Origin of the sequence: Winogradskyella marincola (assembly GCF_029624125.1) — a bacterium.
GTDB classification, from domain to species: Bacteria; Bacteroidota; Bacteroidia; order Flavobacteriales; family Flavobacteriaceae; genus Winogradskyella; species Winogradskyella marincola.
In genome coordinates this window covers 284,114-309,488 of the sequence record NZ_JARSBN010000002.1, presented here as the reverse complement: position 1 = coordinate 309,488, position 25,375 = coordinate 284,114, and the positions used below count along the sequence as shown (strand labels likewise).

Sequence of the window (25,375 nt, the reverse complement as noted above, 5' to 3'; positions counted from 1 at the left end):
TCACCTTGGAGTGAAATCACAAGGAACAACCTAGAACAATAATAATCTTTCGGCATTAATGTCGAAAAATATAAATCTCGATTATCGAGTGCGTATTATGGCAAAGAAGAAAGCAACAAAATCTAAAACAGAAGCAGTAGATTTTTCAAAATATATAAGATGGTTTTGGATACTATTTTCAGGAGGAATTCTTGCTGTAGTGTTGTTATTTCTTTTTGCGTCTTGGGGATTTCTAGGTGAAATGCCAGACCATACAAGATTAGAAAATCCAGAAACTAATCTTGCAACAGAAATTATTTCTTCAGATGGTGTTACACTAGGTAAGTTTTATTTTAATGATAACAGAACACCTGTTGGTTATGATGATTTGCCAAAAAATCTGGTTGATGCTTTAGTTGCTACAGAAGATGCGAGATATTATGATCACTCAGGTATAGATGGAAGAGGTACACTAAGGGCAGCTGTATATCTTGGAGGTAAAGGTGGTGCAAGTACTATAACACAGCAATTGGCAAAATTATTATTTACCAAACAAGCCTCAGGAAATATAGTTAAAAGAATTATTCAAAAAGCCAAAGAGTGGGTCATAGCTACCCGATTAGAAAGACAATATACTAAGGAAGAGATCATGGCCATGTATTTCAATATCTATGATTTTGGAAACAATGGAGATGGCATTCGTTCGGCATCCAGAATTTATTTTGGTAAAGAACCAAAGGATTTAGAGCTTAAAGAATCTGCGATGTTGGTTGGGATGTTCAAAAACTCTTCATTATACAACCCTAGAAGAAATCCTGTTGGTGTAAAAAATAGACGTAATGTGGTTTTAGCTCAAATGCATAAGTACGGCTACATTACAGAAGAGGTTAAAGACTCTTTACAGGCCACAGAATTAGATCTTAATTATACTCCAGAAACACATAGTCAAGGTATAGCAACCTATTTTAGAGAATACCTCAGAGCTTTCATGAAAGATTGGGCTAAAGAAGAGGGTAATAGAAAACCAGATGGTTCTAAATACGACTTGTATAGTGATGGATTAAAAGTGTTTGTAACCATTGATTCGCGCATGCAAAAATATGCTGAAGAAGCCATTGCTCTGCACATGCCTAGATTACAAGCAGAGTTTGATCACCAAAACACACCAGATAGAAATCCTACAGCTCCATTTTTAGAGTTGTCAAAATCCGAAGTCAATAGTTTACTAAAAGCAGGAATGCGAAGAGGTGAGCGCTGGAGAATTCTAAAAGAACAAGGCAAATCAGATAAAGAAATCGAGGCTTCATTTCATAAACCTGTTGAAATGACGGTGTTTAAATGGGTTGATGGTCAGCCAAGTGAAGTGGATACCGTAATGAAACCAATAGATTCTATGCGATACTATAAATCCTTTTTACGTCCTGGTATGATGTCTATGGATCCATCTAATGGCCATGTAAAAGCTTGGGTTGGTGGTATGAATTACAAGCATTTTAAGTACGATATGGTAAAACAAGGAAAGCGACAGGTTGGTTCTACCTTTAAGCCATTTGTTTATGCTACAGCCATAGACCAGTTACAAGTATCACCTTGCGATTCTTTCCCAAGAACACCTATCACCATTGAGGCTAATAAATTTGGAAATCCAGAACCTTGGACGACCAAAAACTCTGATGGAAATTACTCAGGAAAGCAAACCTTAAAGGATGCTTTAGCAAGCTCTACCAATACCATTACAGCGCGTTTAATGAATGAAATTGGTCCACAACCAGTTGCAGAAATGGCTAAAAAATTGGGTGTAGAGCAAGATATTTTACCAGTACCAGCAATAGCTTTAGGTACACCAGATATTAGTGTATACGAGATGGTTGCAGCATATTCAACCTTTGCTAATAAAGGCGTTTATAATACACCAGTAATGGTTACACGTATTGAGGATAAAAACGGTACAGTACTTTACCAAGTAGCGCCAGAAAGTAAAGATGTATTAAGTGAGGAGGTGGCTTACGTTACTGTTAACCTCATGGAAGGTGTAACGCAGGCTGGTTCAGGTAAGCGTTTAAGACACAAAGGAGTCGATAAATACAACCAAATGTATCGAGAAATAATGACAGGTTATCCTTATGAATTTAACAATCCAATTGCAGGTAAAACAGGAACTACACAAAACCAAAGTGACGGATGGTTTATGGGAATGGTGCCAAATTTAGTAACAGGTGTTTGGGTTGGAGCAGAGGATAGAGCTGCACATTTTAAGTCTATTAGATATGGTCAAGGAGCATCAATGGCATTACCAATTTGGGGATTGTATATGAAAGCGTGTTATAACGATAAAACACTTAATGTATCTAAGGATGAATTTGAAAAACCTTCAGAATTATCAATAAATATCGATTGTAAAGCAAAAGATGAAGGCGATTTAGATGATAAGACAGATCATAGTGATGGTGAAGAAATTAACATAGATTTCGATTAAATATTCCAAAATCACACTCTTATTTATTTCGTTAGAAGCTATTAATTTAAGGCATTGTTTTGTATTTTTCCGAAAGGAAAAATAAACAATCATGATTAATAAAAAAGTAGCTAATGTTACCGAAGCTATTCAAGGTGTAAGGGACAATATGACCTTTATGTTTGGAGGTTTTGGCTTATCTGGTATACCCGAAAATGCAATAGCAGAGCTCGTAAAATTAAATGTAAAAGGTCTAACCTGTATCTCTAATAATGCAGGTGTAGACGATTTTGGTTTAGGCTTATTACTTCAGCAAAAACAAATCAAAAAAATGATATCGTCATATGTAGGAGAAAATGACGAATTTGAACGCCAAATGCTTTCAGGAGAGCTTGAAGTAGAATTAATACCTCAAGGTACATTGGCAGAACGTGCAAGAGCAGCTCAGGCTGGTTTTCCTGCGTTTTATACTCCTGCAGGTTATGGTACCGAAGTAGCAGAAGGCAAAGAAACAAGAGAGTTTAATGGTAAAATGTATGTGTTAGAACATGCTTTTAAAGCTGATTTTGGGTTTATTAAAGCATGGAAAGGAGATGCCGCAGGTAATCTTGTTTTTAAGGGTACAGCACGCAATTTTAATCCTAATATGTGCGGAGCAGCTAATATTACAGTAGCTGAGGTAGAAGAGCTTGTTCCTGTTGGAGAATTAGACCCTAATCAAATTCATATTCCTGGCATATTTGTGCAAAGAATATTTGAAGGAGCACACTACGAAAAAAGAATAGAGCAAAGAACGGTAAGACAAAGAAGTTAGTTATGTTAGATAAAAACGGAATAGCAAAGCGCATTGCAAAAGAAGTAAAAGATGGTTACTACGTTAACCTTGGTATAGGCATACCAACTTTGGTGGCTAACTTTGTAAGAGATGATATAGAAGTAGAGTTTCAAAGTGAAAATGGTGTACTTGGTATGGGACCATTTCCTTTTGAAGGCGACGAAGACGCAGATGTTATTAATGCAGGAAAACAGACCATAACAACATTACCTGGAGCCTCTTTTTTTGATTCAGCAACGAGTTTTTCAATGATTAGAGGACAGCATGTAGATTTAACAATTCTTGGAGCAATGGAAGTTGCTGAAAATGGAGATATTGCCAACTGGAAAATACCAGGAAAAATGGTAAAAGGTATGGGAGGTGCTATGGATTTGGTAGCAAGTGCAGAAAATATCATTGTAGCTATGATGCATACCAATAGAGCTGGTGATTCTAAACTTTTAAAATCTTGTACTCTACCTTTAACTGGTGTTGGTTGTGTAAAGAAAATAGTAACCAATCTTGCTGTAATAGAGGTTACAGCTGAAGGTTTTAAGTTGCTAGAGCGTGCACCTGGTGTTTCAGTAGAAGAGATCCAAAAAGCCACAGAAGGACATTTAATTATAGAAGGAGAGATTCCTGAGATGGCTATTTAACGTTTGAAAAGACGTAACAAAATACTAATTGGACTCGTAATTTTTATAGGCATATCTATTTATGTTATAACACAACATGTCCTGCCTTATGCTATTTTACAACCTCAAAGAGTAAATAGCGAAAATCACTTAGACTCTAATAACATACCTTACGAAGTAGTTAATATAAAATCTTTTGATGGTATTAATTTAAAGGGTTATCGTGTGCCATCTTTAACAGATTCTACAAGAGCATCAATCATATTAGTACATGGAATAGGAGGTTGCAAAGAGCACTTTACAAGTTTAGCTATTTCCCTTGCTGAGTTGGGATTTGAAAGTTGGATTTTTGATAATAGAGCTCATGGCAAAAGTGAAGGGAAATTTTCTACTTACGGATATTTAGAAAAGAAAGACATTTCAATAATAATTGATGAAATTAAAAAAGTAAGGCACGATACAAAAGTTGGTATATGGGGAAATTCTTTAGGAGGCGCAATAGCTTTACAGACTATGGAGTATGATAAAAGGCTAGAATTTGGTGTTATAGAAAGTACCTTTACCGATTTAAGACAAATTGTATATGACTATCAAGCAAGATATTGTTTTGGAATTGGATTAAAGTGGATCTGCGATTTAACCTTAGATAAAGCAAGTGAGCTTACAGACTTCAATCCCAATAAAGTTAAGCCTTTAGAATCTGTAAAACGTATTAAGCAACCAGTGCTTATTGCTCATGGTAATGCAGATAAAAATATCAGTTTTGAATATGGTGAAGCTTTATTTTCAAATTTAGCATCAAATGAAAAAGAATTTGTTGTTGTACAAGGAGGAGGACATTATGGATTGTTTGAAACAGGAGGTAAAAAATATGCTGAAAAATTGTTTGGATTCCTTCTAAAAATGAGCGAATAAACTCTTAAATGTTAAAATTAAATGCATTTCAGCGATTTATAATGCATTTTAGCAGATTAATTCGTTTTGTTTTTAGATATTAGTAATCCCAAATCAAAACAACCAAGTTAACCCTAATTTACCATAAACTTAATTTACAGATTTTGCCCCAAATCTAGCATAAACTAAAGCTTATGAAAACCAAATCAAATCTACCAGAACCTACTTTTAATGAAAACTTATTGTTTTCAAACTTAAAAAACACACTAAGAGTTATTTCGGGTGTGTTAAAGTTAACTAAGAAAATATTCATGCTATAACCCTTTTGGGATAGCATGAATTAATTTTTTAGTGTACTCTCTTTCAGGAGAAGCATAAATCTTATCAGCATCTCCAATTTCTTCAATTTTACCTTTATTCATTACCAGCAATTGGTCTGCCATGTATTTAACAACAGCAAGATCATGAGATATAAATATGTAAGTAAACCCAAACTGAGCTTTTAGATCATTTAATAGATTAAGTACCTGTGCCTGTACAGAAATGTCTAAGGCAGAAACCGATTCGTCACATATAATGAGTTGAGGTTGTAGAGCAATAGTTCTGGCAATACCAACACGTTGTCTTTGGCCTCCAGAAAACTCATGAGGATATTTATAAAAGCTAGAAGTATCTAGTCCAACTTTTGTTAAGATGTCCATAACCTTTTCCTTTCTTTCTTCAAAAGAATCACCAATATTATGAACTGTCATGGGTTCTATTATGGCATTGCCGACAGTCATCCTCGGGTTTAGAGAAGCAAAGGGATCTTGAAATATAATTTGAATGTCTTTTCGCAATGCTCTTAATTCAGATTTTTTTAAATTGGTTATGTCCTTTCCTTTGTATTTAATACTTCCAGAAGTGGCTTTGTCTAGCTGAAGAATAGCATTTCCTAGAGTAGATTTGCCACAACCAGACTCACCTACCAAACCAATAGTTTCGCCAGGATATACCTTAAAGCTAACACCATCTACAGCTTTAAATACGATGTTTTTAGAAAAAAAACCTTTTTTAGAAAGATAGGTTTTTTTTACATCAATAACTTCTAGCAAAGGGTTTTGGCTATATAAGTTTTTATGATTTGCAGATCGCTCTTCTTTAGTAATAATGTTGTTATCAATTTCTCCCTTCATAAAGTTAGAAATTGTAGGTAGTTTTTTGAGTCTTATTTTTGTAGACGGTCTTGCGTTAATAAGTGCTTTGGTATAGATGTGTTTTGGTTCTTTAAAAATTGAAGACGTTTTACCTTGTTCAACAATTTCACCTTTATACATTACTACAACGCTGTCTGCAAGTTCAGAAACAAGAGATAAATCATGAGAAATAAATAAAATACTCATTTTAGTCTCTTTTTGTATTTCTTTCAAAAGCAATAAAATCTCTTTTTGTACAGTAACATCTAATGCTGTTGTAGGCTCATCAGCAATGAGTATTTTGGGCTTACATGCTATAGCCATGGCAATCATAACACGTTGTTTTTGGCCGCCAGAGATTTCATGCGGATAAGACTTATATATCCGTTTAGGATTAGGCAGTTTTACTTTTTCAAATAGTGAAAGAATTTCGGTCTTAATTTCAGATTTTGAAAGGTTTGTGTGCTGTTGTAAAATTTCTTCGACCTGTATACCACATTGCATAGATGGATTTAGAGAACTCATGGGTTCCTGAAATATCATTGCAATTTTATTGCCTCTAATTTTTTGAAAATGTTTATCCGATAGTTGTGATATTTCTTCATTTTCAAAAGTGATAGAACCCGATGTTATTTTTAGGATTTGTTTTGGCAATAAGCCCATTACAGCTAGAGAAGAAACCGATTTTCCTGAGCCAGACTCACCAACAACCGCTACAATTTCATTTTCAAATAAGTCATAAGATATGTTGTGGATAATCTTATGCTCTAGATTAGACTTAAAAGCAGAAATGTTTAAGTCTTTTACACTCAACAATTTTTTATTTGCCATAAGTAAATGTAGTCATTTTCTCTAAAGGCTTTACGGTAAAAACGTAATAATATTTAAACTCATCGTTTTTTATCGAAAACGTTTTCGTAATATTTTTATTTTAACAAAAAATTAATAGTTTCGTTCAGTTTTTAACTAAAAAATTACTAACTATTTAAATTATTAACATGAAAAGCAAAATTACATTAGTTTTTGTGTGCTTCTTATTATTTGGAAGCTTGTTAGCCCAACAAAGGGAATGTTCAACCATGGAAAACCTGGAATACCGAAAACAATTAGATCCAGATCTTGAAGAAAGAATGCAAGAAATTGAGCAATATACTCAAAACAAAGTATCTCAAATGACTCAAAATAGAGTAGAGGGGGATATTATTACCATACCTGTAGTGGTGCATGTCATTTACAGAAATTCTAATGAGAATATCAGCGACGCTCAGATTTTGTCTCAAATACAAGTACTGAATGATGATTTTAGAAGACTAAATTCAGATGCAGATAATACTTGGTCTCAGGCAGCAGATACTCAAATTCAGTTTTGTATGGCTAGTGTAGATCCTAATGGAAATGCAACCAATGGTATTACAAGAAAATCATCTACCAGAACATCTTGGGGAACTAATGATGCTATGAAGAGTTCATCTCAAGGTGGTGTAGACCCTTGGGATACTTCACAATATCTTAATATGTGGGTGTGTAATATTGGTGGCGGAATTTTAGGTTATGCTCAGTTTCCTGGTGGTAGTGCAGCTACAGATGGAGTAGTAATGAGTCCGCAATACTTTGGAAGTAGTGCTGGAGGTTCAGGATTTTATTTGTCTGCACCTTTTGACTTAGGAAGAACAACAACACACGAAGTAGGGCATTATCTAAATCTTAGACATATTTGGGGAGATGGTGGCTGCTCTGTAGATGATTTTGTTAGCGATACACCAACATCTGATGGTGCTAACTATGGATGTGCTACAGGTCATGTGTCATGCGGAAGTACAGATATGGTTCAAAACTACATGGATTATAGTGATGACTCTTGTATGAACTTGTTTACTCAAGGACAAAAAGATAGAATGCGCGCAGTATTAGAGCCAGGAGGTGTAAGAAGAAGCCTTGCATTGTCAGATAAATGCGATGGAGGTGGTGGTACTACGCCAAGCTGTACAGATGGTATTCAAAATGGAGATGAAACTGGAGTAGACTGTGGTGGATCTTGCGCACCATGCCAAACAGAGTGTAGCGATAATTTAGTTAATGTTTCTATTACTTTAGATAACTATCCAGAGGAAACTGCATGGACAGTTACTAACAGTAGTGGTCAAACGGTAGCTTCTGGTGGTACCTACGGTTCTCAAGCAGACGGTTCTACTATATCTGAAGATTTATGTTTACCAGATGGCTGTTATACATTTACAATAACCGATGCTTATGGTGATGGTATTTGTTGTTCTTATGGCAACGGTTCTTATTCTGTTACAGATGCTTCAGGTGTGCTAGCGTCAGGTGGTTCTTTTAGTGGTTCTGAGTCAACAGAAATATGTCTTGGTAATACTACTCCAGAGCCAACTTGTACAGATGGTATTCAAAATGGAGATGAAACCGGAATAGATTGTGGAGGATCTTGTGCGCCTTGCTCTACAGGTGGAACAGAGATATTACATGAAGGTTATTTTGAAACTGGCTGGGATGGCTGGTCTGATGGAGGAAGTGATTGTGCACGTTACTCAGGATCGCGTTCTTATGAAGGTAATTACTCTATAAGAATCAGAGACAACTCTGGTACAGCATCAGCGATGACTTCACCAACATTTAATCTAACTGGCTATAACCAAGTAGAAGTTGAATTCTATTTCTATGCGTATAGTATGGAAAATGGTGAAGATTTCTGGTTACGTTTTTACAACGGATCTTCATGGACAACAGTAGCAACCTACGCAAGAGGTACTAATTTTAATAATAATACATTCTATACTGCTACAGTAACTTTAGATGCTAATCAGTATAATTTTGCGAGCAACTCTCAATTTAGATTTCAGTGTGATGCCAGCGCTAATGCAGATCATATATATATAGATCAAGTTACAATTACTGGAATAGGCGTTGGGACAAGAACCACTGAGAATAGTATAAGACCTCTTAGAACTCTTAGTGAGGAAACGTTAGATTCTGAATATGATTTCTTAATGTATCCTAATCCTGTAAAAGGAAGTACGCTTTATATCAAGACTTTTAACGAGAATTCTGCGGTTTCTTATAAGGTAATAAATATGTTAGGACAAATTGTATCTTCTGGTAAAACATCTTCTGAAATTAATGTTTCAGAATTAAAATCAGGAATGTACTTCTTAGAAGTAAATGATGGTGAAGATGTAATGACAAGAAAGTTTATAAAAGAATAGTGGTATTCATAAATTAATGTAAAGAAAAGCTCTGATAAAAATCAGAGCTTTTTTTATATATGCTTTATCTCATTGTCATGAAGCAACTCATCACCTCTTAAGCGCAAGAAAATTTGTGCCACGGCAACAGTGTCTTTTTCGCAATAAGTAATGATGCGGTCAATGTCATTTTCCTCATAATATACGCGGTAAACTTCGCTACCATCAATATCATCTTTAGGTGAAGGAATGCCCAATACATTGGTTAGTAGTTTTAGAGAAGTGTAGGTTTTATAATCACCAAACTTCCATAACTCTAGAGTATCTAGATGAGGTACTTCCCAAGGTTTTTTGCCAAATAAATTGAGTTTGTATGGTAATTCTATATTGTGAATAATCATACGTCTTGCTATGTAAGGAAAGTCGAATTCCTTTCCATTATGAGCACATAGCATATGCTTGTTTTGGCTGAAATGAGAAATGATAAGGTTTTTAAAGTCCTTAAGAATCTTATCTTCTTCACCATAGAAAGAAGTCACTCTAAAATTTCGGATATCACCTTCCATTTTAAAATAACCAACCGAAATACAAATGATTTTACCAAACTCTGCCCAAATGCCAGCTCTGTCATAAAATTCTTCTGCCGAGAACTCTTCTTTACGTTGGTATCTAGATTTAGCTTCCCAAAGACTTTGTTTGGTAGTGTCTAAATCTGAAAAGTGTTCCGTCTCTGGAACGGTTTCAATATCTAAGAATAATATGTTTTCAAGATTGAGTTTTGAAATCATAAACCTAACATTTCATAAGCCTCATCAATATATAAGCTAATGTCTGATGTAAACGCACCAACACCTGCATCTGGTGATTTTTGGTGTCCTAGTCTTACAATAATTACATTGTCTTCTGGTTGTACGATAACATACTGCCCTAAGTGACCACGCATCATTTTAAAACTTTTTCCATCAACATCTTTTATCCACCATCCGTAACCATATTCTGGGCTTTCAGCAAAACGAGGAGTAATGGATTTAGCCACAAAGGCTGAGTCTAAGATTTGTTTTCCATTCCATTTGCCATGGTCTTTATATAGCTTTCCAAAACGCGCAAAATCTTTTGCATTTCCGGCAATACAGCAATAGGCTTTTACCAAATCGTGGTCTTCGCTATCAACTTGCCATAGTACATCGTTTTCGCTTCCCAGAGGTTTCCAGAAGCTTTCTTCTAAATATTTGTATAGTTTTTTGCCTGTAGCTTTTTCTATCACCATAGCTAACATTTGTGTGTCACCACTAGCATATTTAAAGGCTTGTCCTGGTTCTGTATCCATTTTTAGGCCATTCATTACTTTGGCTAAATCATCATCAAAATAGGCGCGAGTTGTAATAGATAATGGTGAATAATATGCTTCATCCCAGTTAGTGCCAGATGCCATACTGCTTAAGTCTCCGACAGTCATTTTTTTTGCTTTATCATCGCAAAATGCAGGAAGAAAATCACAAACAGGCTGATCTAAACTTTTAATATAACCATCTATTATAGCTTTGCCGAGCAAGCCAGACACATAGCTTTTTGCCATAGAGAATGAGTTAGATTTAGAGTCTTCGCCAAAACCATCGTAGTACTCTTCAAACCAAATACTATCATTTTTAATGATCACATACGCTATAGTTCCCCAATCTTTGTTGGCTTTAGAGAGTTCATCTGTTGGCTTTATAGAATTATAATCTTTGTGGTTTGGCCAAGGCTCTGGATTATCGCTGGCTTTTACTTCTTTATTATCAAAGTACTTGTAGTCTTCAAGGAAGGCTGTGCTATGGCCATTTAAATAAATAGTGCGTACAGCTTTTAGTAAGTAATCGGTATCTGTAATGTATAGTATGGCAATAAGTAGCCCAAAAAATATGACAAGGAATTTGAGTAATTTTTTAAAGAATTTCATGTGGTTATAAGTTGGTGTTTTGTTTGCGATTTTTTAGTTTTTGTTTGTAATATGCTTTTTCTGCGATGTACAGTGTTTTATTAAAAGTAGCGATTATATTTTGCTTATCATCAACAAGATGCATGGTTTTTGCAATATCAACTTCTTTATCTCTGTTAACATTAGTTTTTAGTATTTCTATTTCGGTTTTAGTAAACTTAAACTCTCCGTATATAGTTGTTTTTGCTGGTCTTTTGTAGCGTGCTTCTACAGCTTTATCCCAAACAACATAATCTTCACCAAGAATCTGAATTAGCTGAATCATATAAATCGGATCTGTAGCAGATAACATACTACCTCCAAAAATAGTACCTGCGTAATTTCTGTTTTTCCAGTTGAGTTTTATCCTAATTTTTACATAATGCAAATCGTCGCTTACTTCAATAAGTTTAGCTGTTGATCTGCGATACATTGGAGACCAATTAAAACCATATTTATAAATGGTTGAAACTTTAAAAAAGCGTTTTAAAAATTTTGTGCCAGATTTATACATTAAAATAGAGATTGTTGCTTGTATTCGCTCTCATGGTTTAGTAGCCATTGTTTGCGGTGCAGACCACCAGCATAACCCGTTAGACTTCCGTCTGTACCAATAACACGATGGCAAGGCACAATAATCCAAAGCGGATTTTTGCCGTTTGCACTTGCTGCAGCACGTATGGTTTTGGCATCACCAAGCTGTTTGGCGAGGTCGAGGTAAGAAATGGTTTTTCCGTAAGGGATTTTAGAGAGTTGTTTCCAGACTTTTTTCTGAAAATCTGTGCCTTCAGGATTTAATTTTAAATCGAAAGATTTAAGCTGACTGTTGAAATACGCTTTAAGCTGAGTTACGCATTCTAAAAGCGATTCAGGAATACTATCGGAAGTGTTTTCAGAGTTATCTAATATTGAAACGTGAGTAATGCCATCTTTGTCACCAACAATTTTGGCAATACCAAGCGGAGTTTCAATATAGCAGGTGTCCATTAATTTTCAGGATTCTCGTTGTCTATTAAGCCAAGACGCTTTGCTCTGCTTTCCCAACTTTTTCTGGCAAGCATTTGTAAGTCAGATACGTTATCACTTTCGTCCATAATCTCTAGTCCTAGAAGTGTTTCAATAACATCTTCCATAGTTACGATGCCGCTTACAGAGCCATATTCATCTACTACAAGAGCCATGTGGTTTCGGCTTTCAACAAGCTGTTCAAACAATGTTGGAATTGGCAAACTTCGGTTTACAATGATGATGCTTCGCTTAATTTCAGACAGTAATTTATCACCATTACCCAATCCCATTTCTTTAAACACTTCATCCTTTAAAACTAAACCAGTAATATTATCAGGATTTTCAGTGTACACAGGAATTCTTGAAAAACGAATATTAGAGTTGGCTTCAAAAAAGTCTCTAACTGTCATGGTTTCGTTTTCAGTTTTTAAGACCGTACGAGGCGTCATAATGTCTTTAGCTTGTACTTCTTTAAAGTTAAGCAGGTTTTTAATGACTTTGCTTTCGTTTTCTTCAAAAACACCTTCTTCGTGAGCAATATCTGCCATGGCAACAAATCCTTCGCGACTCAAAACACTGCCGTGACCTTTGCCTCCAATTAGTTTTGTGGTAAGTTGTAATACCCACAAAATCCCAGTCCATTTTAATGGAAATATTAGGACATTAAGCGCTTTTGCTGTAAAGTTGGCAAGTTGTTTCCAAAAGGTTGCTCCAATGGTTTTTGGAATAATTTCTGAAGCTACTAAAATTAGTATCGTCATTACCGTAGATACCAAACCTACCATAACATCTTCAGTTAATTCGATACCAAGAATACTTCTTTTGGTGTTTCCGTAGAGTTCTGCATAGGCCACTTTAGCTTGCACACCTACTAATATTGCGCCTACTGTATGCGCAATAGTATTTAGTGTTAAAATGGCAATTAACGGACGGTCTACATCTTTTTTTAACTCTTCTAAATCTGCAGCATAAGCTTTGCCTTCTTTCTTTTTTACATTAATAAATGTTGGTGTTATACTGAGTAAAACAGCCTCGAGAATAGAACACAAAAAGGAAAAGAAAATAGAAATTATAGCGTAGAATATGAGTAAGCCCATTAATTTTTTTGGTTTAAGTTAATGCTAAGTTACGAAATGAAATAAGAAATTTACTTAGAAATATACTCGAATAGCCTATAGCTATCTTCATTTGATAAATTTGGAAATTTCATACAATTTGAATTATATAAACTATCAATAGGATGAACGCGAGTATTTTGTTTTATAAATGAACTAAAACTTATAGAATCATAAAATTTAGCCTTTTTGGATAAAGCTGGTCCAGTCATATCCTTATTTAGTTTATGGCAAACAGCACAGTTGGTGTTAAATATTTGTTTGCCTTTAGAAGCATTTTCAGATGGATTTGTAGTACCGCAAAATGGTTCAAACTCTTTTACGCCACAACCAGGTTGTTGATAAGAAGTGGTTAAAGAAAAAAATAAAACAAATAAACCTCCAACGATTATAAAAATTGATATGAAGGCAAACCGTTTCAAGTTTTATTGTATTAATTTCACAACATCTTTAGCAAAATAGCTTGCTATAATATCAGCACCAGCACGCTTTATTGAAGTAACTTGTTCTAGCATTACAGCATCATGGTCTAACCAGCCTTTTTCTGCTGCGGCTTTTAGCATAGCATATTCTCCAGATACTTGGTATACAGCTAATGGCACGTCAAAATTATTCTTAATATCTCTTACAATATCTAAGTAGCAAAGTCCTGGTTTTACCATAACAATATCTGCTCCTTCGTTAATATCCATTTCGGTTTCCCTAAGCGCTTCTTCACGATTAGCAAAATCCATTTGATACGTCTTTTTATCCTTTGGCACATCTACCATATCTACAGGAGCAGAATCTAAAGCATCTCTAAAAGGCCCATAAAAAGCTGAGGCGTATTTTGCAGAATAGCTCATAATCCCAACATCGATTAGGTTAGATTGATCTAATGCCTCACGAATACCAAGAATACGACCATCCATCATATCGCTTGGTGCTACAAAATTGGCTCCAGCTTCAGCATGAGAAATGCTCATTTCGGCTAAAACTTCAACGGTTGCGTCATTGATAATTTTTCCATTTTCTACAATACCATCGTGTCCATAAGATGAAAACGGATCTAAAGCCACATCTGTCATTACCAACATGTCTGGGCAAACGGCTTTTACAGTTTGTATGGCACGTTGCATCAATCCATTTGGGTTTAATGCTTCAGTACCTTTATTGTCTTTTAATTTATCATCAACTTTTACGAATAATAAAACCGATTTTAATCCTAAACTCCAAAGTGTTTTTACTTCGTCTTTAAGTAAGTCCAGACTAAAACGATAGTAATTAGGCATAGAAGCAATTTCTTCTTTTACACCATTGCCTTCAACCACAAAAAGCGGTACCAGAAAATCATTTGGTGTTATATAGGTTTCTCTAACTAAACTTCTAATGGCTTCGCTTGTTCTTAATCTTCGGTTTCTTCGTATTGGGAACATAATTGTTATTCTGAATATAAAAGTGAATATGCTTATTTTTAGCAAATACAAAGTTAATCAATATAACCCATTTAAGAGTGTCAGAACGTCTCAGTCTTTTACAATTTCAATTTCCTTGGCGAAGCTACCAAAAGCAACTATTAGATAATTTTGAGACACACATTTCAGATCAGCATTTTCATGTTATTGCGCCACCAGGTTCCGGTAAGACTATTTTAGGTATTGAAATTTTAAGGCGAATAGGAAAAAAGACGCTTGTGCTTGCGCCAACATTAACCATTAGAGATCAATGGCAAGATAGACTGCAGTCGTTTTTTACAGATAAAAAGGCGTTTGAAGCCTTTTCGTTTGATGTGAAAAATCCAAGTGATATTACTTTCTCTACCTACCAGTCTCTACATTCATTTTACAAATCATTTGAGGATAAAACGGACTTTCTTGAATTTTTTAAAACGCACAATATTGAAACACTCGTTTTAGACGAGGCACATCATTTAAAAAATGCGTGGTGGAACTGTTTAATTGCTCTAAAAAAGAGCAAACCTTATTTTATTGTGGCATTAACAGCAACACCACCTTATGATAGTTCGAGTTTAGAGGTGAGTAAATATTTTACGCTTTGTGGTGATGTAGATGATGAAATCTCAGTACCAAGTCTTATAAGGGAAAAGGATTTGAGTCCACATCAAGATTTTGTTTACTTCTCAAAACCGTATGATTCTGAATTGCATCACATTCAGGAATATAGAGATAATATTGAAACGCTAAGAGCAGATTTGTTAAGCGATGAGAGGTTTATTTCGCTTATTGAAAATCATCGGTTTTACACCAATCCAGAAGATTATGAAGATGCCGTTTATACCAATACCACGTTTTTTTCATCACTACTAATAACGCTTAATGCGGTTAATATTCCTGTAGATAATTATAGGTTGAGCATTTTAGGATTGAGTAAAACGGATAATGTTAGTTTTCCACAGTTAGATATTGAATGGTTAGAAATTCTGTTGCAAAACCTTTTAGTTGAAGACAGAGAGCAACTTGAAGATTATGAAGAATATCTTTCAAAACTCGAAAAACAATTAAGACAACTTAATCTTTTAGAAAAAAACAAGGTTAATTTATCAGGTAATGATACAGTTTACAAATCATTAGCTTTTAGTCCTAGTAAGATTGAAAGTATTGTAGAAATTGTAAACTCAGAACGACTATCGCTTAAAGATGATTTACGCTGTGTGGTGTTAACGGACTATGTTCGGAAAGAATTCTTAAACACTTCAGATCAGGATTTTGAGCAAATTAATAAGATAGGTGTTGTTCCTATTTTTCATTATCTGAGAACGAGCTCTGTAGATAATAAAGATTTGGCAGTGCTTACAGGTACTATTGTTGTAATTCATTACTCAAAAATGCACGCTATTGAAGCCTATGGCAATGAAAATTCGTATGTGTTTACAACCTTAAAAGGAGACGATAATTTTGTCTTAGTATCAGGTTCTGATAAAGCGAGAAAAGCCCTTGTAGGCATCATTACCAAGCTTTTTGAAGATGGTGTTTTTAAAGTTTTAATAGGCACAAAAGCCTTGCTTGGAGAAGGTTGGGATGCACCATCTATAAACAGTTTAATATTGGCTTCCTTTGTTGGGTCTTTTGTGTCGTCTAACCAAATGCGAGGAAGAGCCATTAGAAGAGATGCAAATAACCCTCAAAAAACCAGCAACATTTGGCATTTGGCTTGCATTGATCCTACGGATAAATATGGAGGAAAAGAGTTAGAATTATTAAAACGAAGGTTTGAGGCCTTTGTTGGTATTACCAACACAAAATTACCATACATCACAAATGGTTTTGAACGTTTGGGTATACCAAATGAAATATCTGAGGAAGATTTAGAGACTTTAAATGCATCAAGTGTAACCAATTCTGTGGGAAGAGCGCAGACCTTTTTGAATTGGAAAAACTCCATAGGTGAAGGCAATAAATTAACTCGACAAGTACAACTTCAAGATTTTAAAACACCTCAGTTTAAAGCACAACGACAATTCTATTTTGCAAAAGCATCACAGTTAATAGCTATAGAAATGGCTTTGGCCTTAATAATATTCTTTTCTGGTAGTATTTTGTTGGCGTTTAATCTTATAGCTCCGCCAAAGGTCATTTCAGGATTAAAGGTTGTTGGTTGTATCGCCTTGGCATACTTTGGTTATAAACTTTACAAGGCTACAGTTTACTATTTAAGACATGGATTTTTGCACAGAAAAATCAAAAATATAGGATTAGCAATTGTAGATACCATGAATGAGATGCAACTCTTGAATACAGATCGAAATAGGATTAAAGTTTACACGCACAAATTAGTCTCTAATGCTGTGGTTTGTAATTTAAAAGGTGCTAGTAATTATGAAGAAGCCTTTTTTGTTAAGACCTTAACTGAACTTTTAGAGCCAGTAGCATCACCAAGATATATTATTATCAACACCAATTTTTTCAAAAAGGGATTTAATATTGAAAATTTCTATCCAGTTCCAGAAGTCTTTGGTAAAAACAAAGAGGACGCAAAGTGTTTTCTGAAGCATTGGGTAAAACATATGGGAAAAACCAAACTGGTTTACACAAGGCAACCTGAAGGTAGGCGATTGCTATTAAAAGCCAGATTATTTCATAGATCTAACGAACTAAAAAATAATTTAGATACTTCTACAGTTTGGCAGTAGAACTAAACCCACTCTTTAGGATTTTGTAAAACATCAATCAATTTTTCTTCCTCGCTTCCTTTTTCAGGGTGATGGTCATAAACCCATTGTACATGTGGTGGCAAACTCATCAAAATACTTTCAATTCGTCCGTTGGTTTTAAGTCCGAAAAGTGTGCCTTTGTCGTGTACTAAATTGAATTCCACATAACGACCACGACGTATTTCTTGCCAATCGCGTTGTTCTTGAGTGTATGGTAAATCTTTACGCTTTTCAACAATTGGGACATAAGCTTCTAAGAAACTATCACCAACTTCAGTAACGAAATCGTACCAATTTTCCATGGTCATCTCATTAGTTGCTTTACAATAATCGAAAAATAATCCACCTATGCCTCGAGCTTCATTTCGGTGTGCATTATGGAAGTACTCATCGCAACGTGCTTTGTATTTTGGGTAGAAGTCTGTGTTGTGCTTATCACAGGCAGTTTTGCAGGTTTGATGAAAGTGTTTGGCATCTTCTTCAAACAAATAGTAAGGCGTTAAATCTTGACCACCACCAAACCACTGATCTACAATATTGCCGTCTTGGTCGTACATTTCAAAATAGCGCCAATTAGCATGTACTGTTGGCACCATAGGGTTTTTTGGATGTAAGACTAAACTCAATCCGCAAGCAAAAAAATCAGCATCTTTTACACCAAAATAGGCTTGCATACTTTTTGGTAACGCACCATGAACAGCAGAAATATTAACTCCTCCTTTTTCAAATACATTACCATTTTCTATCACACGAGTTCTGCCGCCACCTCCTTCTGGTCGTTTCCAAAGATCTTCATGAAATTTTGCTTTGCTATCAATAGCTTCAAGTTTAGAGGTTATGGTATCTTGTAATTCTTGTATGTAGTTGTAAAATTTGTCTTTCAAAATCTATGATTTATATAATTCATATAACTCCATATTTAAAGGTTGTTCACCAGGAGGAGTATATTCATTTATGAGTGTTTTTTGCCACACAAAATTATTGTTTATAGCAACATTTGCACTGGCAATATTGTCTTTGTGCGTTATAATTTGAAGGGTTTTTAAACCTAGTGTGTTAAACGCGTATTTATTGAGTTCTGCAATGGCTTCTGACATCAATCCTTTGCCTTTTAGGTTGTAGTCGATGCAATAAGCATATTCTCCTTGTTTTGTGTCCCAGTTGAGCTCTTTAATATAGATAAGACCTGTTAGTTTTCGGCTTTCAGAATGCTTTAAGGTGAATAAAAACTCTTCGTTATTTCTGAATTGTTTCACCTTTTTATCTACGAATAATTGTGATAAAGTTGGGTTTAAATTCTGTTGCAACGTTAATGGAAAAAAGTGTTTTAATCGATCTGAATTTGTAACGCAAAAGTCGCAAATCTTCCAGGCATCACCTTCGTGTACAGCACTAATTTCAAAATCGTTAAAACGTAATATCATTAGCTAAGATCTATTTTGTCAAAAGGTTCAAAACCAATCTCTTCGTCATCATCAAACAATAAATCTACTGCAATAACTGACGCTGAGGTTACGCTCAAAGGCAGCACTAAAATAACACCAACCACAGGAATGAGTAATAATAGTAAAAACCCAATACCATTGCCAATAGCTAAACCTCTATGCTGTCTTATAAATGCAACGCTTTCTTTATACTTAAAATGACGTTCGAGTGTGTAATCCATATTGGCAAAACCGGCATAATACGCCTGAACTAAAAAGAGTAAAACGGTTGAAAAAATATTTACAACAGGAATAAGCTTAAGTATTAATATTGGCAGTGTATAAAGCAGTTCTTTAGATAGGTTTCGTAAACCAATTCTAATACCTCTAACAAGCTGTTTGCTAAAATTAGTACTCACATAATTCTTGGCAGGTTTGCCAGTAAAGTAAGCTTCAATCTTTTCTGAAACAGGACTCATAAAAGGCGAAGACAATGCCATTATAATGTGCTTGTAGAGGATTAGGCCTATTGCAAAAATGACAATGCCACCAATAAATGTTGAAATGGCTTTAAATGTTACTTTTCCGGTTTCCCAAATCCAAATGCCAGCCATCCATTCTCCAAGATTATCTGACAATCCGTAAGCCGAAATAAAAATCATAGCAAATACAACAACACTTATTATTACAGGAATAACGAAGTATTTCCACAATTTTAATTTTGAAATTAATCCGTAAGCTCCTGTATAAACCTGAAGTCCTCTAAATATGTCTTGTATCATAAAGCCTATCCCTAACCCTTTCCTTCGGAAAGGGAATTTGTTGATTGTTTAAATGAAGATATTAATTTTCAATTGATTTTAATCTCAAAACAATAGACGTTTTTTTACCTAATTTGTTACATTAAAGCAACTTACCAAGCTAAGGTGCATTTCTTTTCCTTCCTTTAGGGAAGGTTATGGGTTAGCTTCTATATTCCTTCACAGCATCAATAAAAGCCTTGGCGTTATCTAGCGGAATATTTGGTAAAATTCCATGGCCTAAATTTACAATGTATTTATCTTTTCCAAACTCATCAATCATTTGGTGCACCATTTTCTTAATTTCACTAGGAGGTGAAAATAAACGTGTTGGGTCAAAATTACCTTGTAATGTAATATTTCCACCAGTTAAGTAACGTGCGTTTTTAGCAGAACATGTCCAGTCAATTCCTAAAGCAGACGCATTAGAGTTTGCCATTTCACCTAGAGCAAACCAACAGCCTTTACCAAAAGCGATTACAGGAGCATCGTCTTTTAAAGCTTCAATGATTTGGTTAATGTATTGCCAAGAAAATTCCTGATAATCCACAGGAGAAAGCATGCCTCCCCAAGAATCAAAAATCTGAACGGCATTACAACCAGCAGCTACTTTCGCTTTTAAGTAAGCAATAGTAGTGTCTGTTATTTTTTGAAGTAAATTATGAGCCGCAACAGGATTTGTAAAACAAAACTCTTTAGCTTTATCAAAGTTTTTAGAACCTTGTCCTTGTACGCAGTAGCATAAAATTGTCCATGGCGAACCTGCAAAACCAATAAGTGGAATTTCGTCGTTAAGTAATTCTTTGGTAGCTTTTATAGCTTGCATTACATAATCTAGCTCAACATGAACATCTGGAACAATAACATTATCCACATCTTTCTGAGAACGCACAGGATTTGGTAAATAAGGACCAAAATTAGGTTTCATTTCTACCTCAATATTCATGGCTTGTGGAATCACCAAAATATCGCTGAACAAAATAGCAGCATCCATACCATAACGACGAATAGGTTGTACGGTAATCTCACTTGCCAATTCTGGAGTGCGACAACGCGTAAAAAAGTCGTATTTAGCCTTAATTTCCATAAACTCAGGAAGGTATCTACCAGCTTGACGCATCATCCAAACTGGTGGACGTTCTACAGTTTCTCCTTTTAATGCTCTTAGGTATAGGTCGTTCTTTATCATAGTTCTGTCATTCCTTATATGGAAGGAATTTGGTTTAATTGTAACTTAATTTTTTAAGATTCCTGCTTTTGCAGGAAATAATCATTCACCAACTCAATAACACTCTCAACAGTCGGTGCTTTTGCAATGCGAACATCTTCAAAATACTGACTTGCCGCTTTTGCGGAGGTTTCTCCTATACAAAAAGCAATACAAGTGGCTTTATTCTGTTTTAAATAGCTTTCTACTGTTGAAGGACTATAAAACATGACTCCATCTACATTAGCTTCAACTTTATCAGCATCAAACTTGGTTTGGTAGGCTTCAACTTCGTTAACTGTAATGTTATTTTCAGATAATATGTTTGGTAAATCATCTAATCGCAAGTCACTACAAAAGTAGGTGACCTCTGTGCCTTCTATATATTCAACTAAATAGTTGGCTAATTTTTTAGCGTTAGATTCTGTGTGCGTGACTTTGCCTATTCGTTTTTCAACCAAACGCTTTGTGCGTCTGCCAACACAATAAATATTTTTGAATTGTAACTCTATTGCCGAAAAATTATGAAGCAAAGCTTCAACCGCATTTTTGCTGGTAATAATTACATTTTTAATTTCATTACGAACGACCGTTTTTGGAATGCGATTAAGACTGATTTTAATCGCATCATTACTATCTGCAACAACGTCATTATGAAACAATAACAATTGGTCGTCTGTTAATTTTTTTGTTGAATAGATATTGGTTTCTTGCTTGCTTCTATGAAGCTGGTCGATAAGTGTTTTACCACCTTTACCAATAATATAGTTAGCGCAAAATTCTGCTAAATCGTTATGCTTTCCTAAAGGCACAACTTTAGCAACTTCAATTTTTTTGGTACCATCTTTACTTAGAAGAATGCCTTTAAAGTTGACTTCTTCATTTTTAATAAAGGCTAAGGCTCCAATTGGTGCTGTACAACCACCTTCTAATCGGTTTAAGAATTCGCGCTCAATTGCTGTGCAAATTTGAGTTTCTTCATGATTAATTTCCTGGCAAATCTCTAGGATCTCTTCATCCTTTTCTAAAGCAGTAACCATAATGGCGCCTTGCGCAGGAGCAGGAATCATCCAATGCAAATTGATAGCGTTTTCTGGTCTTATGTTTAATCTGCCAATACCAGCTGCAGCGAAAATAGCACCATTCCAATGCTCGTTATCCTCAAGTTTTTGCAATCTTGAATTAACGTTGCCACGTATGTTTTCAACCTTGTGTGTTGGGTAGCGGTTAAGCCATTGTGCACGTCTGCGAAGACTACCTGTAGCTATAACAGCGTCTCTGGCAGATAAGAACTCTTCATTGTTTTTAAACACCAAGGTATCGTTAACATTGCCGCGTTTTATAACAGCAGCTTGTACAATACCTTTTGGTAAAACTGTAGGAACATCTTTTAGTGAGTGTACTGCAATATCAATGCTTTCATTGAGCATAGCAATATCTAAAGTCTTGGTGAAAATACCTGTGATACCTAATTCGTATAACGGTTTGTCAAGTACAATATCTCCTGTTGATTTTACAGGTACTAATACGGTTTTGTGGCCTAAGCGTTCTAACTGTGATTGTACAGTTTTAGCTTGCCATAGTGCTAATTGGCTATCGCGTGTGCCAATGCGAATAATTTTAGACATTCTGTGAAGTTTCTTCTAGCTGAAATATTTTTTTGATGAGTTCTAAACTCTCATCAGACGTATCGTTGTCTTCTCTAAAGTGGTGCGCAAACTGATTGGTTATTTTTTGAATAATGTTGTTGGTAATCAGTTCTGCCTGATCTTCATTAAAATCGGCTAATTTTTTGCGCTGTGTATTTAATTCCGAATTTTTAAAATCGGTAAGTTTATGTTTTAAGGCTTGTATTGTAGGTACAAACTTTAAGGTGTTTAGCCAAGTATTAAAATCGGCCATAACTTCCTCTATAATAGCTTCGGCTTTTGGTATAAAAGCTTTGCGCTTTTCTAGAGTGTCATCCGTAATTTTAGCCAAATCATCCATGTGTACTAAAGATACATTTTTTAACTCTGTTATATCTTCGTTTACATTTTTTGGGATGGATAAATCTAAAACTAATAGTGGTTTTTTTGTGGTAATTAAATCTTTAAAAACCGTTGGATTCTGAGCACCTGTAGCTACAATAACAATATCAGAGTTGTTAATTTCTGTTTCAAGATTTTCATAATCTTTTACAATAAGATTGAATTTTCCTGCAACTTCTTCAGCTTTAGTTTTTGTTCTGTTAATAAGGGTAATGTGCGAGTTTTTAGTGTGCTTTACTAGGTTTTCGCAAGTGTTTCGTCCTATTTTACCAGTACCAAAAAGTAGAATGTTTTTTTCTGAAATGTGTTCTACATTATTCATAATATACTGAACAGAAGCGAAAGACACTGATGTTGCTCCAGAGGATAATTCTGTTTCGTTCTTTATGCGTTTGCTTGCCTGAATTACAGAATTTACAAGACGCTCTGTAAACGAGTTAAGTAAGCTTTCTTTTTTTGAAGCTCTTGCAGCGAATTTTAGTTGGCTTATAATTTCAAAATCACCTAAGATTTGACTGTCTAAACCAGAGCCAACTCTAAACATGTGATGTATGGCACTTTTGCCTTTGTGTACGTAAGCTACATCTTGAAACTCTTCTACAGTGCCTTTTGTGTTTTCGCAAAGCAGATGTATAAGTTGGTATGGATGCTCAGCAAAACCGTATAACTCTGTTCGGTTACAAGTAGAAATTACAATAAGGCTTTCTATGCCGTTTTGTTTGGCTTCTGTTAATAGGTTTTGTTTAGCAGTATCACTTAGGCTAAAATGACCACGTACTTCGGCATCAGCTTTTTGATAGCTGAGACCTATAGCGTAGAAATATGTGTTTTTGTGTTGTTGCATTCGCTCGTTTACCTGACTTGGAAATTAACATCGCAAATTTATAAGTGTTGTTATAAAAAAAATAACGCTAAAAGAACATAAAGTGTCGTTTCTGGTTTTTTAGCGTCGTTTTTTTACGAAACATGATTTTTGTCATATTTTTACAGTAAAATCAAGGGTTTTACAGCCTTTTGTTTAGAACGAATCTAAATAAGGAGAAAATGAAATTAGAAAATACGCCTTCAAAAAGTGTCGCTAGAGGTACTTTTGATGAAACCTTTATTGAAGATGGCTTTTTTGTATTAACACACAAAAATGAAGCGAGTGCTGTTGAAATTCTTGAACGTGAGATTGATAGCACGTATATACAATTTCATTTTTGCACCAAAGGCTCAGCTGATTTTGTATTTAATAATGGAACATATACGCTAAATATTAAAGAGGAAACATCTTTACTATTGTATAATCCTCAACGCGATTTGCCAATACATTTAGAGTTACAACCACACTCTTGGTTGGTATCTTTTGTAATGTCTATAAATAAATTTCATAGCCTCTTTTCTCAAGATGCTAACTACGTTACCTTTTTGTCAGATGAGAATAAAAACAAAAAGTACTATACAGATGGCTCTATAAACCCATCTATGGCAGTGGTGCTAAATCAGATGATAAGTTTTAACCTTAATCAAACGATAAAGCCACTGTATTTTAAAGGTAAGGTTTATGAGTTGTTGAGTTTGTATTTTAACAGAAATGAAGATGCAGATGTTGAGCAATGTCCATTTTTAGTAGATGAGGTTAATGTGGCAAAGCTTAAAAAAGCAAAAGATATTATTATTGCTAATATAGCTGAGCCGCCAAGTTTACAAGAACTTTCGGAAACTATTGGCCTAAGTTTAAAGAAACTAAAAGAAGGATTTAAGCAAATTTATGGAGATACGGTTTATGGCTTTTTGCTAGACTATAAAATGGAAGTGGCTCGCAAACTTTTAGAGTCTGGCGACCATAACGTTAATGAGGTTGGGCTAAAGGTAGGTTACAGTACAGCCAGTCATTTTATTGCAGCTTTTAAAAAGAAATTTGGAACGACTCCTAAGAAGTATATTACGGCTAGTAGCTAACAATAATATGAGACAAATTGTATACTTGATATTAATCTTCGTGCTTTTTAGTTGTAATCTTAGTAAAGAAAAAGAAATAGCTACATTATTTGATAAAGTAACTGCTAATAGAATTTCTGGAAATAAAAGTGATGCAATAAAAGATTGCGAAAAAATAATCTCAATTGATAACTCAAACATAGATGCATATAAGGTTCTTTCAGAGTTAACTTTTCAGACAGGAAATTTTGAAGAATCCTTAAGATTGAATAAAAAACTAATAGAACTAGATCCCGAATCTTATAAGTACTATTCGAATACAGCATTTTTGTTGATGCTTTTTGACAAAAAAGAAGAGTCGGAAGTGTATTATGAAAAGGCTAGAAAAGTATTTTCTAAAAAGGAGCAAGAGTATTGGTCTAAAACAGACACGTTGAGTATGGCTACAATGCTTATGACGATAGGAGATAGCGTTAGAAGTAAAACATTACTAAAATCATATATAGAAAGAAGGCCTAATGATTCTATATACCGTAAAGTTCTTCAGGAGTTTAATAATTATAACCATTGGGAGATGGTAAATCAGTTGAGGAATTATATGAAATAATA

At 34.8% G+C, this 25,375-nt stretch carries 23 protein-coding genes; 9 read left to right on the top strand and 14 right to left on the bottom strand.

The features are described from left to right. Positions 1–97 precede the first annotated feature (97 nt). From P7122_RS04590 to P7122_RS04570, 5 genes are all read left to right on the top strand, one after another. Entirely contained in the window at positions 98–2,455 is a 2,358-nt protein-coding gene (locus P7122_RS04590; RefSeq protein ID WP_278004602.1) for a penicillin-binding protein 1A, read from the top strand. A 91-nt stretch (positions 2,456–2,546) separates the two neighbouring features. Then, positions 2,547–3,248, top strand: a complete 702-nt coding sequence (locus tag P7122_RS04585) for a CoA transferase subunit A (protein WP_278004601.1) — start codon at positions 2,547–2,549, stop codon at positions 3,246–3,248. 2 nt (positions 3,249–3,250) lie between these two features. Next, positions 3,251–3,904 (top strand): 3-oxoacid CoA-transferase subunit B, encoded by a 654-nt coding sequence (locus tag P7122_RS04580; protein ID WP_278004600.1) that lies wholly within the window; start codon positions 3,251–3,253, stop codon positions 3,902–3,904. A 3-nt stretch (positions 3,905–3,907) separates the two neighbouring features. Next, positions 3,908–4,798: an alpha/beta hydrolase gene (locus P7122_RS04575; protein ID WP_278004599.1), complete on the top strand. Its 891-nt coding sequence runs from the start codon at positions 3,908–3,910 to the stop codon at positions 4,796–4,798. Between the two features lie 173 nt (positions 4,799–4,971). Further along, positions 4,972–5,097: a hypothetical protein gene (locus P7122_RS04570; RefSeq protein WP_278004598.1), complete on the top strand. Its 126-nt coding sequence runs from the start codon at positions 4,972–4,974 to the stop codon at positions 5,095–5,097. On the opposite strand, the gene P7122_RS04565 is transcribed toward P7122_RS04570, so the two are convergent. Then, positions 5,092–6,783, bottom strand: a complete 1,692-nt coding sequence (locus P7122_RS04565; RefSeq protein WP_278004597.1) for an ABC transporter ATP-binding protein — start codon at positions 6,781–6,783, stop codon at positions 5,092–5,094. The two genes, P7122_RS04570 and P7122_RS04565, sit on opposite strands and share 6 nt — an antisense overlap. A gap of 248 nt (positions 6,784–7,031) precedes the next feature. Here P7122_RS04565 and P7122_RS04560 point away from each other — a divergent pair, with 248 nt between their 5' ends. After that, complete coding sequence (locus P7122_RS04560) at positions 7,032–9,173, top strand: M43 family zinc metalloprotease (protein ID WP_278004596.1); 2,142 nt, start codon at positions 7,032–7,034, stop codon at positions 9,171–9,173. A 53-nt stretch (positions 9,174–9,226) separates the two neighbouring features. Here P7122_RS04560 and P7122_RS04555 read toward each other — a convergent pair whose 3' ends face one another. Genes P7122_RS04555 through hemB form a run of 7 tightly spaced genes read right to left on the bottom strand, consistent with a single transcriptional unit; the run spans position 9,227 to position 14,647 of the window. After that, the gene (locus tag P7122_RS04555; RefSeq protein WP_278004595.1) at positions 9,227–9,940 is read right to left on the bottom strand and encodes a 3'-5' exonuclease; all 714 of its coding nucleotides are present in this window, start codon (positions 9,938–9,940) and stop codon (positions 9,227–9,229) included. Further along, positions 9,937–11,091, bottom strand: coding sequence for a serine hydrolase domain-containing protein (locus P7122_RS04550; RefSeq protein WP_278004594.1), 1,155 nt, complete (start codon positions 11,089–11,091; stop codon positions 9,937–9,939). Before P7122_RS04550 ends, P7122_RS04555 begins: the two co-directional genes overlap by 4 nt. A 4-nt stretch (positions 11,092–11,095) precedes the next feature. Next, positions 11,096–11,623 carry a PaaI family thioesterase gene (locus tag P7122_RS04545; protein ID WP_278004593.1) on the bottom strand — a complete coding sequence of 176 codons (528 nt, stop codon included), beginning with the start codon at positions 11,621–11,623 and terminating at the stop codon, positions 11,096–11,098. Next, positions 11,623–12,096: a methylated-DNA--[protein]-cysteine S-methyltransferase gene (locus P7122_RS04540; protein ID WP_278004592.1), complete on the bottom strand. Its 474-nt coding sequence runs from the start codon at positions 12,094–12,096 to the stop codon at positions 11,623–11,625. Before P7122_RS04540 ends, P7122_RS04545 begins: the two co-directional genes overlap by 1 nt. Then, positions 12,096–13,214, bottom strand: a complete 1,119-nt coding sequence (locus tag P7122_RS04535; RefSeq protein ID WP_278004591.1) for a CNNM domain-containing protein — start codon at positions 13,212–13,214, stop codon at positions 12,096–12,098. The genes P7122_RS04540 and P7122_RS04535 overlap by 1 nt, the downstream gene beginning before the upstream one ends. Before the next feature lie 50 nt (positions 13,215–13,264). Continuing rightward, positions 13,265–13,654, bottom strand: coding sequence for a c-type cytochrome (locus P7122_RS04530; protein ID WP_278004590.1), 390 nt, complete (start codon positions 13,652–13,654; stop codon positions 13,265–13,267). 3 nt (positions 13,655–13,657) lie between these two features. After that, positions 13,658–14,647, bottom strand: coding sequence for a porphobilinogen synthase (hemB, locus tag P7122_RS04525; RefSeq protein ID WP_278004589.1), 990 nt, complete (start codon positions 14,645–14,647; stop codon positions 13,658–13,660). Positions 14,648–14,724: 77 nt separating this feature from the next. Here hemB and P7122_RS04520 point away from each other — a divergent pair, with 77 nt between their 5' ends. Next, positions 14,725–17,361 carry a DEAD/DEAH box helicase family protein gene (locus tag P7122_RS04520; RefSeq protein ID WP_278004588.1) on the top strand — a complete coding sequence of 879 codons (2,637 nt, stop codon included), beginning with the start codon at positions 14,725–14,727 and terminating at the stop codon, positions 17,359–17,361. Positions 17,362–17,363: 2 nt separating this feature from the next. On the opposite strand, the gene hemF is transcribed toward P7122_RS04520, so the two are convergent. From hemF to hemA, 6 genes are all read right to left on the bottom strand, one after another. Further along, entirely contained in the window at positions 17,364–18,266 is a 903-nt protein-coding gene (hemF, locus tag P7122_RS04515; RefSeq protein WP_278004587.1) for an oxygen-dependent coproporphyrinogen oxidase, read from the bottom strand. 3 nt (positions 18,267–18,269) lie between these two features. Continuing rightward, positions 18,270–18,806, bottom strand: coding sequence for a GNAT family N-acetyltransferase (locus P7122_RS04510; RefSeq protein WP_278004586.1), 537 nt, complete (start codon positions 18,804–18,806; stop codon positions 18,270–18,272). Beyond that, a complete protein-coding gene (locus P7122_RS04505) occupies positions 18,806–19,588 on the bottom strand; it encodes an EI24 domain-containing protein (protein WP_278004585.1) in 783 nt (260 codons plus the stop codon). Before P7122_RS04505 ends, P7122_RS04510 begins: the two co-directional genes overlap by 1 nt. A 181-nt stretch (positions 19,589–19,769) precedes the next feature. Further along, positions 19,770–20,795: a uroporphyrinogen decarboxylase gene (hemE, locus tag P7122_RS04500; RefSeq protein WP_278004584.1), complete on the bottom strand. Its 1,026-nt coding sequence runs from the start codon at positions 20,793–20,795 to the stop codon at positions 19,770–19,772. A 53-nt stretch (positions 20,796–20,848) separates the two neighbouring features. Further along, positions 20,849–22,441: a hydroxymethylbilane synthase gene (gene hemC / locus P7122_RS04495; RefSeq protein ID WP_278004583.1), complete on the bottom strand. Its 1,593-nt coding sequence runs from the start codon at positions 22,439–22,441 to the stop codon at positions 20,849–20,851. Then, positions 22,434–23,687 carry a glutamyl-tRNA reductase gene (gene hemA / locus P7122_RS04490; RefSeq protein ID WP_278004582.1) on the bottom strand — a complete coding sequence of 418 codons (1,254 nt, stop codon included), beginning with the start codon at positions 23,685–23,687 and terminating at the stop codon, positions 22,434–22,436. The genes hemC and hemA overlap by 8 nt, the downstream gene beginning before the upstream one ends. Before the next feature lie 200 nt (positions 23,688–23,887). On the opposite strand from hemA, the gene P7122_RS04485 reads away from it, so the two are divergent. Both P7122_RS04485 and P7122_RS04480 read left to right on the top strand, forming a co-directional pair. After that, positions 23,888–24,787, top strand: a complete 900-nt coding sequence (locus P7122_RS04485; protein ID WP_278004581.1) for a helix-turn-helix transcriptional regulator — start codon at positions 23,888–23,890, stop codon at positions 24,785–24,787. Between the two features lie 7 nt (positions 24,788–24,794). After that, on the top strand, positions 24,795–25,373 hold the full coding sequence (locus P7122_RS04480; RefSeq protein WP_278004580.1) for a tetratricopeptide repeat protein: 579 nt from the start codon (positions 24,795–24,797) through the stop codon (positions 25,371–25,373). Positions 25,374–25,375 lie beyond the last annotated feature (2 nt).

What these genes read in the sequence shown, in the direction of transcription:
- P7122_RS04590 (WP_278004602.1), top strand. Translation starts at nt 98, where the DNA reads ATGGCAAAGAAGAAAGCAACAAAATCTAAAACAGAAGCAGTAGATTTT.
- P7122_RS04585 (WP_278004601.1), top strand. Translation starts at nt 2,547, where the DNA reads ATGATTAATAAAAAAGTAGCTAATGTTACCGAAGCTATTCAAGGTGTA.
- P7122_RS04580 (WP_278004600.1), top strand. Translation starts at nt 3,251, where the DNA reads ATGTTAGATAAAAACGGAATAGCAAAGCGCATTGCAAAAGAAGTAAAA.
- P7122_RS04570 (WP_278004598.1), top strand. Translation starts at nt 4,972, where the DNA reads ATGAAAACCAAATCAAATCTACCAGAACCTACTTTTAATGAAAACTTA.
- P7122_RS04565 (WP_278004597.1), bottom strand. Translation starts at nt 6,783, where the DNA reads ATGGCAAATAAAAAATTGTTGAGTGTAAAAGACTTAAACATTTCTGCT.
- P7122_RS04560 (WP_278004596.1), top strand. Translation starts at nt 7,032, where the DNA reads ATGGAAAACCTGGAATACCGAAAACAATTAGATCCAGATCTTGAAGAA.
- P7122_RS04555 (WP_278004595.1), bottom strand. Translation starts at nt 9,940, where the DNA reads ATGATTTCAAAACTCAATCTTGAAAACATATTATTCTTAGATATTGAA.
- P7122_RS04550 (WP_278004594.1), bottom strand. Translation starts at nt 11,091, where the DNA reads ATGAAATTCTTTAAAAAATTACTCAAATTCCTTGTCATATTTTTTGGG.
- P7122_RS04545 (WP_278004593.1), bottom strand. Translation starts at nt 11,623, where the DNA reads ATGTATAAATCTGGCACAAAATTTTTAAAACGCTTTTTTAAAGTTTCA.
- P7122_RS04540 (WP_278004592.1), bottom strand. Translation starts at nt 12,096, where the DNA reads ATGGACACCTGCTATATTGAAACTCCGCTTGGTATTGCCAAAATTGTT.
- P7122_RS04535 (WP_278004591.1), bottom strand. Translation starts at nt 13,214, where the DNA reads ATGGGCTTACTCATATTCTACGCTATAATTTCTATTTTCTTTTCCTTT.
- hemB (WP_278004589.1), bottom strand. Translation starts at nt 14,647, where the DNA reads ATGTTCCCAATACGAAGAAACCGAAGATTAAGAACAAGCGAAGCCATT.
- P7122_RS04510 (WP_278004586.1), bottom strand. Translation starts at nt 18,806, where the DNA reads ATGATATTACGTTTTAACGATTTTGAAATTAGTGCTGTACACGAAGGT.
- P7122_RS04505 (WP_278004585.1), bottom strand. Translation starts at nt 19,588, where the DNA reads ATGATACAAGACATATTTAGAGGACTTCAGGTTTATACAGGAGCTTAC.
- hemE (WP_278004584.1), bottom strand. Translation starts at nt 20,795, where the DNA reads ATGATAAAGAACGACCTATACCTAAGAGCATTAAAAGGAGAAACTGTA.
- hemC (WP_278004583.1), bottom strand. Translation starts at nt 22,441, where the DNA reads ATGTCTAAAATTATTCGCATTGGCACACGCGATAGCCAATTAGCACTA.
- hemA (WP_278004582.1), bottom strand. Translation starts at nt 23,687, where the DNA reads ATGCAACAACACAAAAACACATATTTCTACGCTATAGGTCTCAGCTAT.
- P7122_RS04485 (WP_278004581.1), top strand. Translation starts at nt 23,888, where the DNA reads ATGAAATTAGAAAATACGCCTTCAAAAAGTGTCGCTAGAGGTACTTTT.
- P7122_RS04480 (WP_278004580.1), top strand. Translation starts at nt 24,795, where the DNA reads ATGAGACAAATTGTATACTTGATATTAATCTTCGTGCTTTTTAGTTGT.